Annotated in this window: 11 protein-coding genes; 2 read left to right on the forward strand and 9 right to left on the reverse strand. The window is 65.3% G+C overall.

Features of this window, described 5'->3' with window-relative positions; genetic code table 11:
• Positions 1–99: 99 nt before the first annotated feature.
• Genes rodA through DFR51_RS06385 form a run of 5 tightly spaced genes read right to left on the reverse strand, consistent with a single transcriptional unit; the run spans position 100 to position 5,631 of the window.
• On the reverse strand, positions 100–1,224 hold the full coding sequence (gene rodA, locus DFR51_RS06365; RefSeq protein WP_121048140.1) for a rod shape-determining protein RodA: 1,125 nt from the start codon (positions 1,222–1,224) through the stop codon (positions 100–102).
• Positions 1,217–3,136: a penicillin-binding protein 2 gene (gene mrdA / locus DFR51_RS06370; protein WP_121048141.1), complete on the reverse strand. Its 1,920-nt coding sequence runs from the start codon at positions 3,134–3,136 to the stop codon at positions 1,217–1,219. Before mrdA ends, rodA begins: the two co-directional genes overlap by 8 nt.
• Entirely contained in the window at positions 3,133–3,660 is a 528-nt protein-coding gene (gene mreD, locus DFR51_RS06375; RefSeq protein WP_121048142.1) for a rod shape-determining protein MreD, read from the reverse strand. The genes mrdA and mreD overlap by 4 nt, the downstream gene beginning before the upstream one ends.
• Positions 3,657–4,580, reverse strand: coding sequence for a rod shape-determining protein MreC (locus DFR51_RS06380; protein WP_121048143.1), 924 nt, complete (start codon positions 4,578–4,580; stop codon positions 3,657–3,659). Before DFR51_RS06380 ends, mreD begins: the two co-directional genes overlap by 4 nt.
• 13 nt (positions 4,581–4,593) lie before the next feature.
• On the reverse strand, positions 4,594–5,631 hold the full coding sequence (locus DFR51_RS06385) for a rod shape-determining protein (RefSeq protein ID WP_121048144.1): 1,038 nt from the start codon (positions 5,629–5,631) through the stop codon (positions 4,594–4,596).
• A 173-nt stretch (positions 5,632–5,804) separates the two neighbouring features.
• Between DFR51_RS06385 and mutL the strand changes: the two genes are divergently transcribed.
• Positions 5,805–7,580, forward strand: coding sequence for a DNA mismatch repair endonuclease MutL (gene mutL / locus DFR51_RS06390; RefSeq protein WP_121048145.1), 1,776 nt, complete (start codon positions 5,805–5,807; stop codon positions 7,578–7,580).
• 2 nt (positions 7,581–7,582) lie between these two features.
• Positions 7,583–7,990: a DUF2147 domain-containing protein gene (locus DFR51_RS06395; protein WP_338068290.1), complete on the forward strand. Its 408-nt coding sequence runs from the start codon at positions 7,583–7,585 to the stop codon at positions 7,988–7,990.
• A gap of 10 nt (positions 7,991–8,000) precedes the next feature.
• Here the strand turns inward: DFR51_RS06395 and DFR51_RS06400 are convergent, their stop codons facing one another.
• From DFR51_RS06400 to DFR51_RS06415, 4 genes are all read right to left on the reverse strand, one after another.
• A complete protein-coding gene (locus DFR51_RS06400) occupies positions 8,001–9,296 on the reverse strand; it encodes an APC family permease (RefSeq protein WP_121048146.1) in 1,296 nt (431 codons plus the stop codon).
• A 99-nt stretch (positions 9,297–9,395) separates the two neighbouring features.
• Positions 9,396–10,181 carry a DsbA family protein gene (locus DFR51_RS06405; RefSeq protein ID WP_121048147.1) on the reverse strand — a complete coding sequence of 262 codons (786 nt, stop codon included), beginning with the start codon at positions 10,179–10,181 and terminating at the stop codon, positions 9,396–9,398.
• 7 nt (positions 10,182–10,188) lie between these two features.
• On the reverse strand, positions 10,189–11,583 hold the full coding sequence (locus DFR51_RS06410) for a M48 family metalloprotease (protein ID WP_121048148.1): 1,395 nt from the start codon (positions 11,581–11,583) through the stop codon (positions 10,189–10,191).
• A gap of 104 nt (positions 11,584–11,687) precedes the next feature.
• Positions 11,688–14,300 carry an Rne/Rng family ribonuclease gene (locus DFR51_RS06415; RefSeq protein WP_174234224.1) on the reverse strand — a complete coding sequence of 871 codons (2,613 nt, stop codon included), beginning with the start codon at positions 14,298–14,300 and terminating at the stop codon, positions 11,688–11,690.
• Between the last annotated feature and the right edge of the window lie 265 nt (positions 14,301–14,565).

The raw sequence follows: 14,565 nt of genomic DNA on the forward strand, positions 1-14,565 counted from the left end.
GGCATGAAATGGTGCGCCTAGGCGCCGCTTTCAACCGCGAGGCGGGCGCTATAGCGCGGGGTATCCGGGGTTGCAAGGCCGGAAATGGTCTCGGCCCATTTAGAATGCCGATGGGCCTTCGCCGATCATGCGTTCCTCGCGCTGGCGATCGATCGAAAGCATGATGCCGATCAGGATCATCGCGGTCATCATCGCCGATCCGCCGTAGGACATCAGCGGCAGCGGAATGCCGACGACAGGGGCGAAGCCCATCACCATCGCGAGATTGACGAACACATAGAAAAACAAGGTGCAGGTGAGCCCCGCCGCGGTCAGCCGGGCGAACTGGTTGCGCGCCCGGAGCGCGACCGAGAAGCCCCAGCCGAGAATGATCGCGTAACAGGCGAGCACAAAGAACATTCCGAAGAGGCCCCATTCCTCCGCCATCGTCGCAAAGATGAAGTCGGTGTGCAGCTCCGGAAGATACTGGAGATGGCTTTGCGTGCCAGAAAGGAAACCCTTGCCGGAAAGCCCGCCCGACCCGATCGCGATCTTCGATTGCGTGATGTGGTAGCCCGCGCCGAGTGGATCAGCATCCGGATCGAGGAAGATGAGGATGCGCCGCCGCTGATAATCGTGCAGCATACTGACGGCGATGGGAATCGCAGCGACCAGCGCCGCGCCGCCACCCACGAACAGCGACATGCGCGCGCCCGCCAGAAACACGATCACGACCCCGCCAAACGCGATCGAGAGCGCCGTGCCAAGATCGGGCTGCAACATGACGAGGGCCACGGGCAGGCCGACGAGCACGGCCGGCGCGACGAGGCTCCCCCAGCGCTGGGTTTCGACGCGCGGCAGGTAGTGGAAGAATCGCGCCAGCGCGAGCACGATGGCGATCTTCATGAGTTCCGAAGGCTGCAGGCGAATGATGCCGAGCTCAAGCCAGCGTTGGCTGCCGCCGCCGACCTTTCCGAGAATCTCGACCCCGAGCAGCATTACGACAACGATGCCGTAAGCCGGATAAGCCGCACGCAGCCACCACGACAACGGCACCTGGCTCATGGCGAGCGCCATCACGAAGAACAGCGTGAAACGGATACCCTGATTGAACGCCCACGGGCGGACGTGCCCGCCCGCCGCCGAGTAGAGCACGGCGAGCCCGAAGCAGCCGAGCGCGAGCAGCGTCAGCAGCATCCGCCAGGGCAGCGCCTGCAGCCGATCGGGAAGCGCACTGTTAAGCATCGGGGATAGGCTCAGTGGGCGAGGGCGGGCTGGCCGCCTGTGCCGCGGCTGCAGCCACGGCGGCGCGCTGCGCTGCCTCTCGGCCCCAGCCTTCTTCCAGCCGTTCGAGCGCGGCCATGGCGATCTCGGGCGCGAACAGGAAAGTCATAACATCCTTGGCGATCGGCGCAGCTGCGATGCTGCCGCCGCCGCCGTGCTCCACGACGACGCTCACGGCATAGCGTGGCTCTTCGACCGGCGCGAAGGCAATGAAATGGCCGTGATCGCGATATTTCCAAGGGATCGATTTGTAGTTCGCGCCGCGCGTCGCGCTTGTCAGCGCGCGCACCTGCGCTGTGCCCGTTTTCCCCGCCATCTGGATGGGGATGGGAAGGCGCGAACGCCCGGCGGTGCCCTGCGGGCCGTTCACCGTGAGGCCCATCGCGTAGCGGACGCGCGCCAGATGTTCGGGGTCCACATCGATCGTGCCGGGTGTGGTGCCGCCTGAAACCAGCCTGGGTTCAACGCTGCGACCGGACGCGATACGCGCGGTCATCACCGCAAGCTGCAGCGGCGAGGTCAGCATGTACCCTTGACCGATGGCGGTGTTCAGCGTTTCGCCCGTCAGCCATTCCTTGTCGAACCGGCGGCGCTTCCATTCGGGCGTGGGGACGAGGCCTTCGCGCTGTGTCGGCAGCGACAGGCCTTCATATTCGTGCCCGAGACCGAGGCGTTTCGCCATGGCAGCGATGCGTTCGATACCGATTTCGCGCCCGCGCGTGTAGTAATAGACGTTGCAGCTCTGGAAGATGCTCTTGTCGAGGTTCACTGTGCCGTGACCGCCGCGCCGCCAGCAGCCGAAGCGGTGGCTGCCGAGGAAATAGGCGCCGGGGCAATGCACGGTCGCTTCCGGGTCGATCCCGTATTCGAGCGCAGCGAGTGCCGTGACCGGCTTGAACGTCGATCCGGGCGGATAAAGCCCCTGCACGGTCTTGTTGATGAGCGGATTGTGATCATCCGACATCAACGCGTTCCATTCCTTGTGGCTGATGCCATCGGAAAACGTATTGGGATCGAATGCGGGCATCGAGACGAGCGTCAGCACGTCACCCGTCCAAACGTCGATCACGACGACGCTGCCGGATTCCGGCCCCAGCCGCCGCGCTGCGAAGGATTGGAGATCACGATCGATGGTGAGCTTCACCGTCTCGCCGGGCGTGTCGTTCACCGTGGAAAGCTCGCGGATCACGCGGCCGCGGGCGTTCACCTCCACGCGGCGTGCGCCCGCCTTGCCGCGCAGGGGGACGTCGAGCACCTTCTCGATCCCGTCCTTGCCGAGCTTGAAGGCCGGGTGCAGGTAAAGCGGGTCCCGGTCTGCCGCGAGGTACTGCTCACGCGTGGGCGCGCCGACATAGCCGAGCAGATGGCCGACGGCTTCGCCATCGGGATAGTAGCGTGTGAAGCCGCGCACGGGCTGCACGCCGTCGTAATCGGGCAGACGCACGTTGATCGCGGCGAAATCGTTCCAGCTGATGCCCGCCGCGACCTGAATGGGAAGGTATTTCGGCTGCGTCGCCGCAGCCTCGCGGATCCGCGCGACCTCCGCGGGCGGCAGCCGCAACAGGCGGGTGAGATCGGCGAGCGTCTGTTCAAGATCGGTGATCTGCTCGGGGATCATCTCCAGCCGGTAATCGGGCTGGTTCACGGCAAGCGGCTTGCCGTTCCGGTCGACGATCCATCCGCGCCGTGGCGGGATCAGCCGCACGGAAACGCGGTTATCCTCGGCAAGGAGCTTGTATTTCTCCTGCTCGAAGATCGAAAGATACGCCATGCGCCCGCCAAGCAGCAGGCCGAGGCCGCCGGTCGCCGCGCCCACGAAAAGCGTGCGGCGCGTGAACATCTGTTCGCGAGCGGCTTCGGAGGTGAGCTTCATGGTGCCCACCTACGCTGAATCCGTGCAAAAAAGTGCGCGGCGAACGGGTACACGGCGATTGTCGCCGCGGTCTGTGTCGCGAGCGGCAGGAAGGGGAACGGGTCCGCGACGAGGGCGCAAAGTCTCCACAGCGCCAGATGGTACACGAACAGCATGGGGATGCTGAACAGCCAGTCGCCGATCCAGCTCGCGCGGCGCACATGCGTGTCGGCGTAGCGCACGAGCATCATGAACAGCGGCAGTAGCAGCCCGTTCGCGCCGACCGGCGTTCCGAGCAGGATATCGCCTGCAAGCCCCATCGGCAGCCCGGTCCATTCGGGCATCTGCTGCGGGCGATAAAGTGTCCAGAGCAGCACGAGCAGCAGCGCCAGATTTGGCATCACCGGCAGCGGCGCGAACATCGGCAGCGTCATCATCATATAAGCGATGACAACGACGATCAGCGGGATCGCCAGCTTCCAGTGGTCGAAGATCCAGCGCGCACGTTCGCGCGCGGTCATCTGGTGCCACGGCGTCGTGATCATTCCGCGGCCTGTTCCTGGATCACGGCCTCGGGATGCGCCTCGCGTCCCTGCGGCGTGTCTTCCGGCGGCGCCATGGGCGGCATGTAGGGGCGCTCAACGATCACATAATCAAGCCCGTCGGGTGTCGCCGCGGGGCGGGCTTCGGGCATGTCGCCAGAGATGCGCACGACCGTGGCGACGGGAAGTCCGGGCGGGAACAGGCCGCCGTCACCCGACGTGACAAGCCGATCGCCGACGCGAACTTCGGAATTGGACGGGCCGGAGAGGTCGACATCGAGCAGCGGCAGGTTTTTGCCGATCAGCAGCGCTGGAAGGCCGGTGCGAACCACACGCACGGGAACGCGGCTCGATACGTCGGTGATCAGCATGACGCGCGTCGCGTACTTGCCGACATCGACCGTGCGCCCGATAAGCCCCGCCGCCGCGAGCACCGGCTGGCCGGGTTCGACGGCGTGGCGCCCGCCGCCGCTGATCAGCGCGTAACGGACATAGGCGCCCGTGCTGGAGCCGGAGATGGCGAACACGCCGACGCGGTCGCGCGAGGGCTCGACGACGTTGAGGAGCTTCTTCAGTTCGCCGTTCTCGTGGATCGCCTGCGCGTGGCGCTCACGTTCGATCTGGTACATGCGCTCGCGGCCTTCGAGCAGGCGGACCTTCTCGACCGCCTTGAAATAGTCCGCGATCGAACCTGCCGCGGCCTGCACCTCCCCAAGGGGTATCAGGATGGCTGTCCAGAGGGGCGCGACCAAATCCGCCGCGCCGCTGCGCAGCGCGGAATAGCGGTCAGGGCTGGCACGGCTCAGCACCAGCAACATGGCGGCTATGACGACAGCGGCGATCGTCGCCGCGCGTCCCAGAAGCGCGATATTGCGTTGCCGGCGCGAACTCCGCCCGCTCGATCTGCGGGGTGGCCACGCCATCCGCAGCGACTCCCTAGAGTGCGGTGGTCAGGACGCCGCGAAAGATCGGCTCTTCGAGCGCGCGGCCGGTGCCGAGCGCAACGCAGGTCAGCGGATCGTCGGCAACGGTGACGGGAAGGCCGGTTGCGTCGCGCAGAACTTCATCAAGCTGCCCGAGAAGCGCGCCGCCGCCGGTCAGCACGATGCCCTGATCGACGATGTCTGCGGCAAGCTCAGGTGCTGTATTTTCAAGGGCTTGGCGTACGCCTTCGACGATCGCAGACACCGGCTCCGAAAGTGCCTCGGCGATCTGGGCCTGGTTGATCGTGATTTCCTTCGGCACGCCGTTCATCAGGTCGCGGCCCTTGATCTCCAGCGTTACGCCGACGCCGTCGATCGGCGGCTTCGCCGTGCCGATTTCCTTCTTGATGCGCTCGGCGGTCGCTTCGCCGATCAGCAGGTTGTGGTTGCGGCGGACGTAGCTGACGATGGCGTCGTCCATCTTGTCGCCGCCCACGCGCACGGAGGTCGTGTAGGCGAGGCCGCGCAGCGAGAGCACGGCGACCTCGGTGGTGCCGCCGCCGATATCGACGACCATCGATCCGATCGGTTCCGTCACAGGCATTCCAGCGCCGATCGCGGCAGCCATCGGTTCCTCGATCAGATACACCTGGCTCGCGCCCGCATTGTTCGCGGCGTCGCGGATGGCGCGGCGCTCGACGCTCGTCGAACCCGAAGGCACGCAGATCACGATTTCGGGATAGTTGCCGAACTTGCGCGTATGCACCTTCTTGATGAAATGATTGATCATCTGCTCAGCGACGTAGATGTCGGCGATCACGCCGTCGCGCAGCGGGCGGATCGCTTCCACGTTGCCCGGCGTCTTGCCCATCATCATCTTGGCGTCGTTGCCGACAGCCTTCACCATCTTGCGACCATTTATCGTTTCGATCGCGACCACCGACGGTTCATTGAGCACGATACCGCGCCCACGCACGTAGACGAGTGTGTTGGCCGTGCCGAGATCGATGGCCATATCCTGGGCAAGAAAACCGAAAATGCGGCTGAGCATGGAGTTCTTCTCTTCTATGCGTGTGAACGCGCGTTGGCCTGCATATGCAGTGTTGTCGCAGTGAAGCGCAAGGGGCGCATTGGCGTGGCTTCCGTGGTTAACGCGGCTTTCACCACCCAATACGCGACGAACCGCTAACAAAGCCTTGCGATCGTTGCTAGGAAGACGCGGCCATGTCGATCCGCCGCCTGCCAGAAGACCTCGTTAATCGTATCGCCGCGGGCGAAGTCGTCGAACGGCCCGCAAGCGCGGTGAAAGAACTGGTCGAAAACGCGCTCGATGCAGGCGCCACGCGAATCGCCGTGGAGCTTGAAGGCGGCGGGCTCGATCTCATCGCCGTGACGGACAATGGCTCCGGCATGGACGCGGACGAACTGCGCCTCTCGCTCGAACGCCACGCCACCTCGAAACTGCCGACCGGTGACCTCGAAGCCATCGCGACGATGGGCTTTCGCGGCGAGGCCTTGCCTTCGATCGCCAGCGTCAGCCGCTTCCGCATCGCCAGCCGAACGGCGAGCGGGGAGGGGTGGGAAATCGAGGTTGACCACGGTGTGATCCAGCGCGACGGACCCGCCTCCTTGCCGCCGGGGACGCGCGTTTCCGTCGCCGATCTGTTCGGCAAGGTGCCCGCGCGGCGCAAGTTCATGAAATCGGCGCGTGCAGAGCTTGCCGCCTGCCTGGACGTTGTGCGCCGCCTCGCTATGGCGCGCGCCGACGTGGGGTTCAGCGTCGCTCACGAAGGCCGCCGCCTGCTCGACGCGCAGCCTTCGGCCGATCTGCTCGAAAGCGCGCGCGTTGCACGGCTCGCCGCGATACTGGGGCAGGAGTTCACCGACAACGCCGTCGCGATCGATCTGGTACGCGACGGGCTGCGTCTCGGCGGTCTCGCGGCGGTGCCGACCTACAGCCGGGGTGCCGCCGATCACCAGTATCTGTTCGTCGGGGGACGCCCGGTGAAGGACCGGTTGCTGCTCGGCGCAGTGCGCGGCGCATACCGCGATCTGCTGGCGCGCGACCGGCATCCGGTGCTGGCGCTGTTTCTCGATGTCCCGTTCGATTTCGTCGACGTAAACGTGCACCCGGCGAAAACCGAGGTGCGCTTCCGCGATCCGGCGCTGGTACGCGGCCTCATCGTCTCCGGGCTCCGCCATGCGCTGGACAGCGGCAGCGGGCACGCCGCGACGACGGTTTCGGAAGCGGCGCTTTCCGCGTTCCGACCGGAGCCTATCGCAGCGCCGGTGTCATGGCAGGCACCCGCATCCCGCCCCACGCTCTTCGAGCACACGCCCCGTTTTCATCCTCCGCCGCAGGCGCGCGCCGAAGCCCCGTCGCCGGTCTACGCGGAAAGCCGTGAGGCCGACCTCACCGCATTCCCCCTCGGCGCCGCGCGCGGGCAGGTGCACGGAAGCTGGATCGTAGCGGAAACGGCGGACGCGCTCGTCATCGTCGATCAGCATGCCGCGCACGAGCGCCTGACGCTTGAAAAGATGAAGCGCGCGATGGAAGGCGGCGGTGTGCGGTCGCAAACGCTGCTCCTCCCAGAAGTCGTGGAACTCGACGAGGCGGAATGCGACGGCCTCGAAGCCCATGCCGCAGAGCTTGCCGAAATGGGACTGGAAATCGAGCGCTTCGGGGCCGGCGCCATCCTGGTGCGCGCAACGCCCGCGATCCTCGGGAGCGCGGACGCGAAGGCCCTCGTCCGCGACCTTGCCGACGACATCACCAGTCTTGGCGCCGCGCACAGCCTGAAGGAGCGGCTCGATGAGGTATTCGCGACCATGGCCTGCCATGGCTCGGTGCGCGCGGGCCGGTCGCTCAGCGTCACGGAAATGAACGCCTTGCTGCGCGAGATGGAGGCGACGCCGCATTCGGGCCAGTGCAACCACGGGCGCCCGACCTATGTGAAGCTCGCGCGCGGGGATATCGAAAAGCTGTTCGGGAGGCGGTAGCCATGATGCGATCGGTTCTGGTGTCGATGATGCTGCTCGCGGCGCCGGCCGCAGCCCAAAATGCGACGCTTTCGGAGCGGACCTATGGCACTTGGCAGAATCCGAAGAACAGCGTTCACGTGGAGGCGCGGGAATGCGACGGCAAGATGTGCGGTGTCGTTGTGTGGGCCAGCGACAAGGCGAAGGCTGATGCGCGGCGCGGCGGTACTGACCAGCTGATCGGACGCCAGCTCTTTCAGGATTTCGAGGAGCAGCAGGAAGGCCGATGGAAAGGCAAGGTCTTCGTGCCCGACATCAACCGCACCTTCCACGGCACCGTCACGATCATTGATGCCGATACGCTGGAAGGTAAGGGCTGTCTCCTTGGCGGCATCGGCTGCAAATCGCAGGTGTGGACGCGGGTGAAGTAGCGCCGTCGCGCTACGGCGCCGTGCCTGCCGCGGCCCGCCGATTGAGCCGGAACATAAAGGCGCGAACGACAAGACCGATCGCAAGCAGAACCAGGCACCACAGGCTGGCTTCAAGACCAATGCCGTAGGTCGCGAAGGCGATGAACACGACGGCGCCCGCGATCAGGAGGCGCTGGGCGGGCGCGGGGCTGCACCGCCACGCAGCAAGCGCGGAGGTGAGGTACAGCATGACCATCGCGGCAGTTGAAAGCAGAATGATGAACGTGAAGAGATGCGCCGTTGCGCGGCTGCTGTTGGCAAGCAGCAAAATGATGCTGAGGACACTCGCCACGATCTGCGCGACGACGGGCGTGTTGCTTCCGCGCGTCTTCGTCATGGCCGCAGGCATTTCGCCGCGCAGGGCCATCGCGTAGCCAAGCTCGCCGGTGCCGAGGATCAAGCCGTTCAGGCACCCGATTGCAGCGACGGCGACGGTCAGCGCGCTCACCGTGGCGGCGGTCGTTCCCCAGCGCGACACCAGCGCATCGGCAAAGGGCGCCGGCGACGCGGCAACAACGCTGGTCGGCAGCAGCATCTGGATCGCCGTTCCGGCGACGAGATAGAGCAGGACCACAAAGGCGGTTCCGCCAATCAGTGCCCGGGGGATCGTCCGTTCGGGATTGCGAACCTTGCCGACCGGGGTCGTGGCCGTTTCGAAACCCGTGAAGGCGAAAAAGGTCAGCGCCGTCGCGGTTGCTATGTTGGCGAAATTCACCGGCAGCGGCGCGAAGGGTTCGAAGGTGCCGCCTGTGACGCCGCGTTCGACAAAGAGGAAGACGACCGCCAGCAACGGAATAAGCTTGATCGCAACGGTCACGACCGAAAAGCTGCCTGCCGCGCGCACGCCCGCACCGTTGATCGCGGTGAGCAGCACCAGCCAGCCGATCGCCATCGGGACAATCGCGGCGTCACCGCCCAGCGACGGGCTGACAAACGAGAGCGCTGCCGCTGCGGCGAGCGCCACGGCGGCCTGTGCCACCCAGTTCGATACCCAGAAACTCCACGCGACAAGGAACGCGACTGTCGGCCCATATTCCTTTTCGACATTGGCCTGGATGCCGTCTCCGCCAAGGCGGGAAAGGCGCGCGAGCGCATAGGCGATGCACAGGATGCCGACCCCGCTGATGATCCATCCGATCAATGCGTTGCGGCCGAGCGGCGCAAGGCTGACGGGAAGCATGAAGATGCCCGAGCCGATGATGGTGCCGACGACGAGCGATGCCGTCATCCAGAAGCCGATCATCTGCGGCTTGGCGCTTGCGGTCATGGTGCCCCTCCACGGACCGGAAGAGCAGAATCGCCGTCAGGTCTTTGCGGACGTTAAACGAACTGATGCGGCAGTGTATGATTTTATAGGTTTGGCGATTCAGCCTTTGTCGCGCGCCTCGGCAATGGCCTTTTTCAGCTCGTCATAGCCCACCGCCCCGGAGAGAATGCGGTTGCCGACGACGTAGCTCGGCGTGCCGGTGAGGCCGAGCGCGTTGCCGAGGCGAAGGTTCTTGTCGATTTCGCGTTTGAGGCGTTCGCTTTTCATGTCGGTCGCGGTGCTCGTCTCGTTGAGCCCTGCCTTGCGGACACCTTCGATCGTCTTTTGTGTCGAAACCCGGGCCTTGTCCGTGAACATCCAGTTGTAGAAGGCGCGGTATTTGCCCTGTTCGGCAGCGGAAAGGCTGGCGAGCGCGGCCTCGCGGGAGGCTTCCCCGAGCACGGGGAGGTCGCGGTAAACGACCTTCAGCTTCTTGTCCTCTTTCAGCAGGCGTTCGACATCGGGGTGGGAGAGGCGGCAGTAGGGGCAGTTGAAATCGAAGAACTCCACGAGCGTGACGTCGGCGTCCTTCGCACCCGCCCACGCGCTTCCAAAGGGCGTCTCGATCTCGTCGCGGTTCTGCGAAATCAGGCTTGAGACTTCGCGCGCCTGCAGGCGGTTTACTGCCTCCGGAATGATCTCGGGGTGGGCGAGGATATAATCGTGGACGATCTTCTCCACCTCCTCGCGCTGTGCCTTTGTCAGCGTGCCGCCGTTCGCGATCGAAGGCTGGCGGCCCGTGAGCAGCATCAGCAGGCCGCCGGCAAGCAGCAGCAGCGCGAACGCGCCCATGATGTTGGCCGCGAGCGGCCAGCGCGCCCGCAGGCGTTTGTAGAAATCGATCATAAAGCCCCTAACGACGTTTCCGTTTGCCGTTCTCGTCTTCGACGGCGTGCTGGCTCACCATGTAGATATCCTGCGCCCGAATCCAGTCTGGAGTGCCAGGGCTGAGGCCCGCCATCGCGGTGCGCGAACTGGCGAGTGCAAGCTGCGCGTTGCCGGTGAGATTGTTCTGCTCGGCGGTCGCGAGCGCGGCGCGCGCTTCATCGCCGCCGCGCGCATAAGCGATGCCGAGCTGATACCAGGCGAAGGGGTTGCGGTTGTCGCGCGCAACAGCGGCGCGCAGCACGCGCTTCGCTTCTTCGGTGTTTTCGGGCTTCTCGGTCGCGATCAGTGCGTGGCCGAGCATTCCGGCAATGAGCGGCTGATCGGGCGCGATCGCAACCGAGCGGCGGAGCGGCCCCAGCGCCTCTTCGACCTTGCCGGATTCAAGCAGAACCTGCCCTTTGAGTTCAAGGAAGAAGGGGTCCTGCGGCGCATCCTTCAGCAGCCAATCGATCTCTGTCTCCGCGCGGTCCGGGAAGGCATTCTTGTGCCATGCGTAGGCGCGGGCGTAGCGCGCGGGCACCGACGTGTCCGTTTCGGGATACTTCTGGAAGGTGCGCGAAGGTTCCTCGATATAGCCGTAGAGCTTCGCCTTGATGCGCAGGAATTTCGCCTGCAGCGCGGGATCGATGGGTTTTTCCCACGCGGCGTCGGTCTTGTAGGTGTTTTCGAGTGCGGCGATGCGATCGCCCGTTAGCGGGTGAGTGCGCGCGTAGCCGTTGTCCTGCGGGATCGCCAGGCGAAATTCCTGGTTCTGCAGCTTCTTGAAGAAGTTGATCGATCCCCGCCCAGAAATTCCGGCCTTGTGGAGGAATGTGGCGCCGGCTTGGTCGGCTGCGGATTCCTGCGTGCGCGAGTACGCGAGGAACTTGCCGAGCGCGGCCTGCTGCCCGCCCGCGAAGATCGCCATGCCGGCTTCGCCCGCGCCTGCCGCCATTGCGGCCGCGCCGAGCAGCATCGAGAGGAGGGTGATGGACGTCGCCGCCTTGGCGCCTTCGCTGAAGCGCACGACATGGCCGCCCGTGATGTGGCCGATTTCGTGGGCGATGACGCCTTGCACCTCGTTGACGTCGTCCGCGGCCATTATGAGGCCGCTGTGGACATACACAGCCTGTCCGCCCGCGACGAAGGCGTTGATCGAGGAGTCGCCGATCAGGATGACGTCGAGTGAGCGCGGGTTGAGGCCGGCGGCTTCGGCGAGCGGCGCGGAGATTTCGTGGAAAAAGGTTTCGGTTTCCGCGTCGCGGAGGATGCTCTGGGCAAGCGCAGGGCGGATCGACGCCGTAACGGCGAGGACAGCGGCGAGAAGAAGGCGCAGGCCTGCCGAAAAAGGCTTCCGGGCTGAAACGAACCGGGATGTCATCGCCGCCCTATAACCTTTCGCGACTGAACCCCCAATGAGCGAAACTAGGGCGGCGGCGGGCGATTGCAAGCCCGTCGCCGCCTTGTCTCTGGAATGCCGGCGTCTCAGTCGCCGAACGTCCGCTGCCACCAGCCCTTACGCGGCGGCGCGGCGTCTTCCCCTGCATCGTTCGCTGCGGTCTCGACCGTCTCGGCGGCATCCACGGCTTCCGACACGGTTTCCGCTGCAGGCGCGCTTTTGGCGGCGGCTTTGCGGCGCGGCGCGCGCTTCGGCTTTGCGGGGGCTTCTGCGGCAACCTCTTCGGCCGGAGCGGCGGGCTCCGGTGCAGATTCCGGTTCGGGCGCGGCTTCCACCGTTTCCGCCTTCTTGCGCCGGGTCCGCTTGGGCTTGGCTTCAGCCTCGGCCGCAGGCGCTTCAACGACGGGCGCTTCGACCGTTTCCGTTTCCGCTGCGTCCACGGTCTCCGGGGTTTCAGCCTTCACGGCCTTGCGACGGCCACGCGGCTTGCGGGCAGGGGCTTCGGCTTCCACAGGCGCGGCGGGCGTTTCCTCCGCAGCCGGTTCGATTTCCGGGGCGGTGTCCTCATCCGAACCGGCTTCGCCTTCGCTCGCTCCGCCGTCAGCAGCTTCGCCTCCGACCTCGTCACCATTCCTGCGGCGGCCACCACGACGACCACGGCGACGGCGGCGGCGCTTGCTGCCGTCCTCATCCCGATCTTCGCGCGACTGTTCGTGCGTTTCGGTGCTCTCTGCGGCTTCGTCGGCTTCTTGGCTTCCGGCATCGAGTGCCTCCGCACCGTCCTGCGGCGCGGGACGGCGCTCGTCGTCGCGTTCGCGATCCTTGCGGCCGCGTCCACGGCGGCGGCGGCGCGAGCGGCCGCCCTCGTCGCGACGCTCATCGTTGCGCTCGCGGCGCTCGGAGGTTTCGGCCTCGGCCTCTTCTTCCTCTTCTTCCTCGTCCTCGATGATGTCGTCGTCGTCATCCTCGGGGGCGGGGGCAACGGGTGCCAGCAGATTGACGCGGGGCACGGGCGGCGGGCCGCTGCCGTCGATCTCCTGTTCCCCGACATTGAGGTCGCCGTTCGGCGCGATCTCGACCATGACGCCGTACAGATCCTCGACGCGCGAGATTTGGCTGCGCTTCACGTTCAGCATGTAGATCGCCACCTCGAAGGGCAGGCGCAGCGTGATGCGGCTGTGCTTGCCGCGCAGCGCCTCGGCCTCCAGCACGCGCAGCGCGCCGAGCGCGGCGGACTGCACCGTGCGGACCATGCCCGCGCCTTCGCAAACCGGGCAGACGTGCGTCGAAGCTTCGAGCACGCCCGTGCGCAGCCGCTGGCGGCTCATTTCCAGGAGCCCGAACGAGGATATGCGGCCCACCTGAATGCGCGCGCGGTCGTGCTTCAGTGCTTCCTTCAGCGCCTTCTCGACCTTGCGGTTGTTCGAGTGCACGTCCATGTCGATGAAATCGATGACGACAAGCCCCGCCATGTCGCGCAGGCGAAGCTGCCGCGCGATTTCGCGCGCTGCTTCAAGGTTCGTCTTGAGCGCGGTTTCCTCGATATTGTGCTCGCGCGTCGATTTGCCCGAGTTGATGTCGATCGAAACGAGAGCCTCGGTCGGATTGATGACCATGTAGCCGCCCGATTTCAGCTGCACCACCGGATGGTACATGGCTGCAAGCTGCTGCTCGACCTGGAAGCGCTGAAAAAGCGGAACAGGGTCAACGTATTGCTGAACCTTCTTCGCGTGGCTTGGCATCAGAAGCTTCATGAAGCTCCGCGCCGCACGGTATCCCTCTTCTCCGTCCACCAGCACTTCGCTGATGTCCCGGTTGTAGATATCCCGGATCGCCCGCTTGATCAGGTCGGAGTCTTCGTGGATCAGCGCCGGCGCGCTTGATGCCAGCGTCTTCTCGCGGATCTCGTCCCACAGGCGCGTGAGATAATCGAAGTCGCGCCGGATTTCGGCGCGCGTGCGCGAAAGCCCCGCGGTGCGGATGATGCAGCCCATGCCGGTCGGCAGCTGCAGTTCCGAAACGATGGATTTCAGCCGTTTGCGGTCGCTCTGGTTGGAAATCTTCCGGCTGATGCCGCCGCCGTGGTTGGTGTTCGGCATGAACACGCAGTAGCGGCCAGCAAGACTGAGGTACGTCGTGAGTGCCGCACCCTTGTTGCCGCGCTCTTCCTTGACGACCTGCACCAGCAGCACCTGGCGGCGCTTGATGACTTCCTGGATCTTGTAGCGGCGACGCAGGTTCTGGCGCTTCGCCCGCATGGCGTTGTCGTGGTCGTCGTGATGATCGCTCCCGACCGTGGTCGGCGCGGGCGGCTCGCTGTCTTCGCCATCTTCGGACGGCTCGTCGGCGCTTTCGGCGTCGTCGTCATCGTCTTCGTGCTCGGCGTCCATCTCGGCGCGGTGCGCCTCGGCGGCCTCGCGCTCCTCGCGGAGCAGCGCATCACGATCCTCTTTGGGGATCTGGTAGTAATCCGGGTGGATTTCCGAAAAGGCGAGGAAGCCGTGCCGGTTTCCGCCGTATTCCACGAACGCCGCCTGCAGCGAGGGTTCGACGCGTGTAACCTTGGCGAGGTAGATATTGCCCTTCAGTTGTTCCTTCTGGGCGGATTCGAAGTCAAACTCCTCGATCCGGTTGCCTTCTATGACGGCGACCCGGGTCTCCTCCGGGTGGCGCGCGTCGATGAGCATGCGCATTGACATTTGGTGTTCTCCGAGGCCTCGGCACCGCTGCGACCTCAGCCGCAGACGATGGGGCACGTGTTACGGGAGCGTCGGGCAAGCCCGCGCTCCGATGGTTTGGAACTGTGGCGAGCCGCATATCGCGCGCCGAGGGGAAGGCCATCGCCTTCATCGTCTCCTCATGGCATCGCATTGCCGACATGCGTCAAAACCTCGATCTTAGCGGCTGCATCTCCCCGTCCGGCAGAATGCCAGTGCCGTTTCGCGCGGGAAGGCGTGAAACCAT

Source organism: Sphingosinicella microcystinivorans (assembly GCF_003634215.1).
In the GTDB taxonomy this organism is placed as follows: domain Bacteria; phylum Pseudomonadota; class Alphaproteobacteria; order Sphingomonadales; family Sphingomonadaceae; genus Sphingosinicella; species Sphingosinicella microcystinivorans.

What these genes read in the sequence shown, in the direction of transcription:
- DFR51_RS06385 (WP_121048144.1), bottom strand. Translation starts at nt 5,631, where the DNA reads ATGCTCAGCCGCATTTTCGGTTTTCTTGCCCAGGATATGGCCATCGAT.
- DFR51_RS06415 (WP_174234224.1), bottom strand. Translation starts at nt 14,300, where the DNA reads ATGTCAATGCGCATGCTCATCGACGCGCGCCACCCGGAGGAGACCCGG.
- DFR51_RS06395 (WP_338068290.1), top strand. Translation starts at nt 7,583, where the DNA reads ATGATGCGATCGGTTCTGGTGTCGATGATGCTGCTCGCGGCGCCGGCC.
- mreD (WP_121048142.1), bottom strand. Translation starts at nt 3,660, where the DNA reads ATGATCACGACGCCGTGGCACCAGATGACCGCGCGCGAACGTGCGCGC.
- DFR51_RS06405 (WP_121048147.1), bottom strand. Translation starts at nt 10,181, where the DNA reads ATGATCGATTTCTACAAACGCCTGCGGGCGCGCTGGCCGCTCGCGGCC.
- DFR51_RS06410 (WP_121048148.1), bottom strand. Translation starts at nt 11,583, where the DNA reads ATGACATCCCGGTTCGTTTCAGCCCGGAAGCCTTTTTCGGCAGGCCTG.
- rodA (WP_121048140.1), bottom strand. Translation starts at nt 1,224, where the DNA reads ATGCTTAACAGTGCGCTTCCCGATCGGCTGCAGGCGCTGCCCTGGCGG.
- DFR51_RS06400 (WP_121048146.1), bottom strand. Translation starts at nt 9,296, where the DNA reads ATGACCGCAAGCGCCAAGCCGCAGATGATCGGCTTCTGGATGACGGCA.
- mrdA (WP_121048141.1), bottom strand. Translation starts at nt 3,136, where the DNA reads ATGAAGCTCACCTCCGAAGCCGCTCGCGAACAGATGTTCACGCGCCGC.
- DFR51_RS06380 (WP_121048143.1), bottom strand. Translation starts at nt 4,580, where the DNA reads ATGGCGTGGCCACCCCGCAGATCGAGCGGGCGGAGTTCGCGCCGGCAA.
- mutL (WP_121048145.1), top strand. Translation starts at nt 5,805, where the DNA reads ATGTCGATCCGCCGCCTGCCAGAAGACCTCGTTAATCGTATCGCCGCG.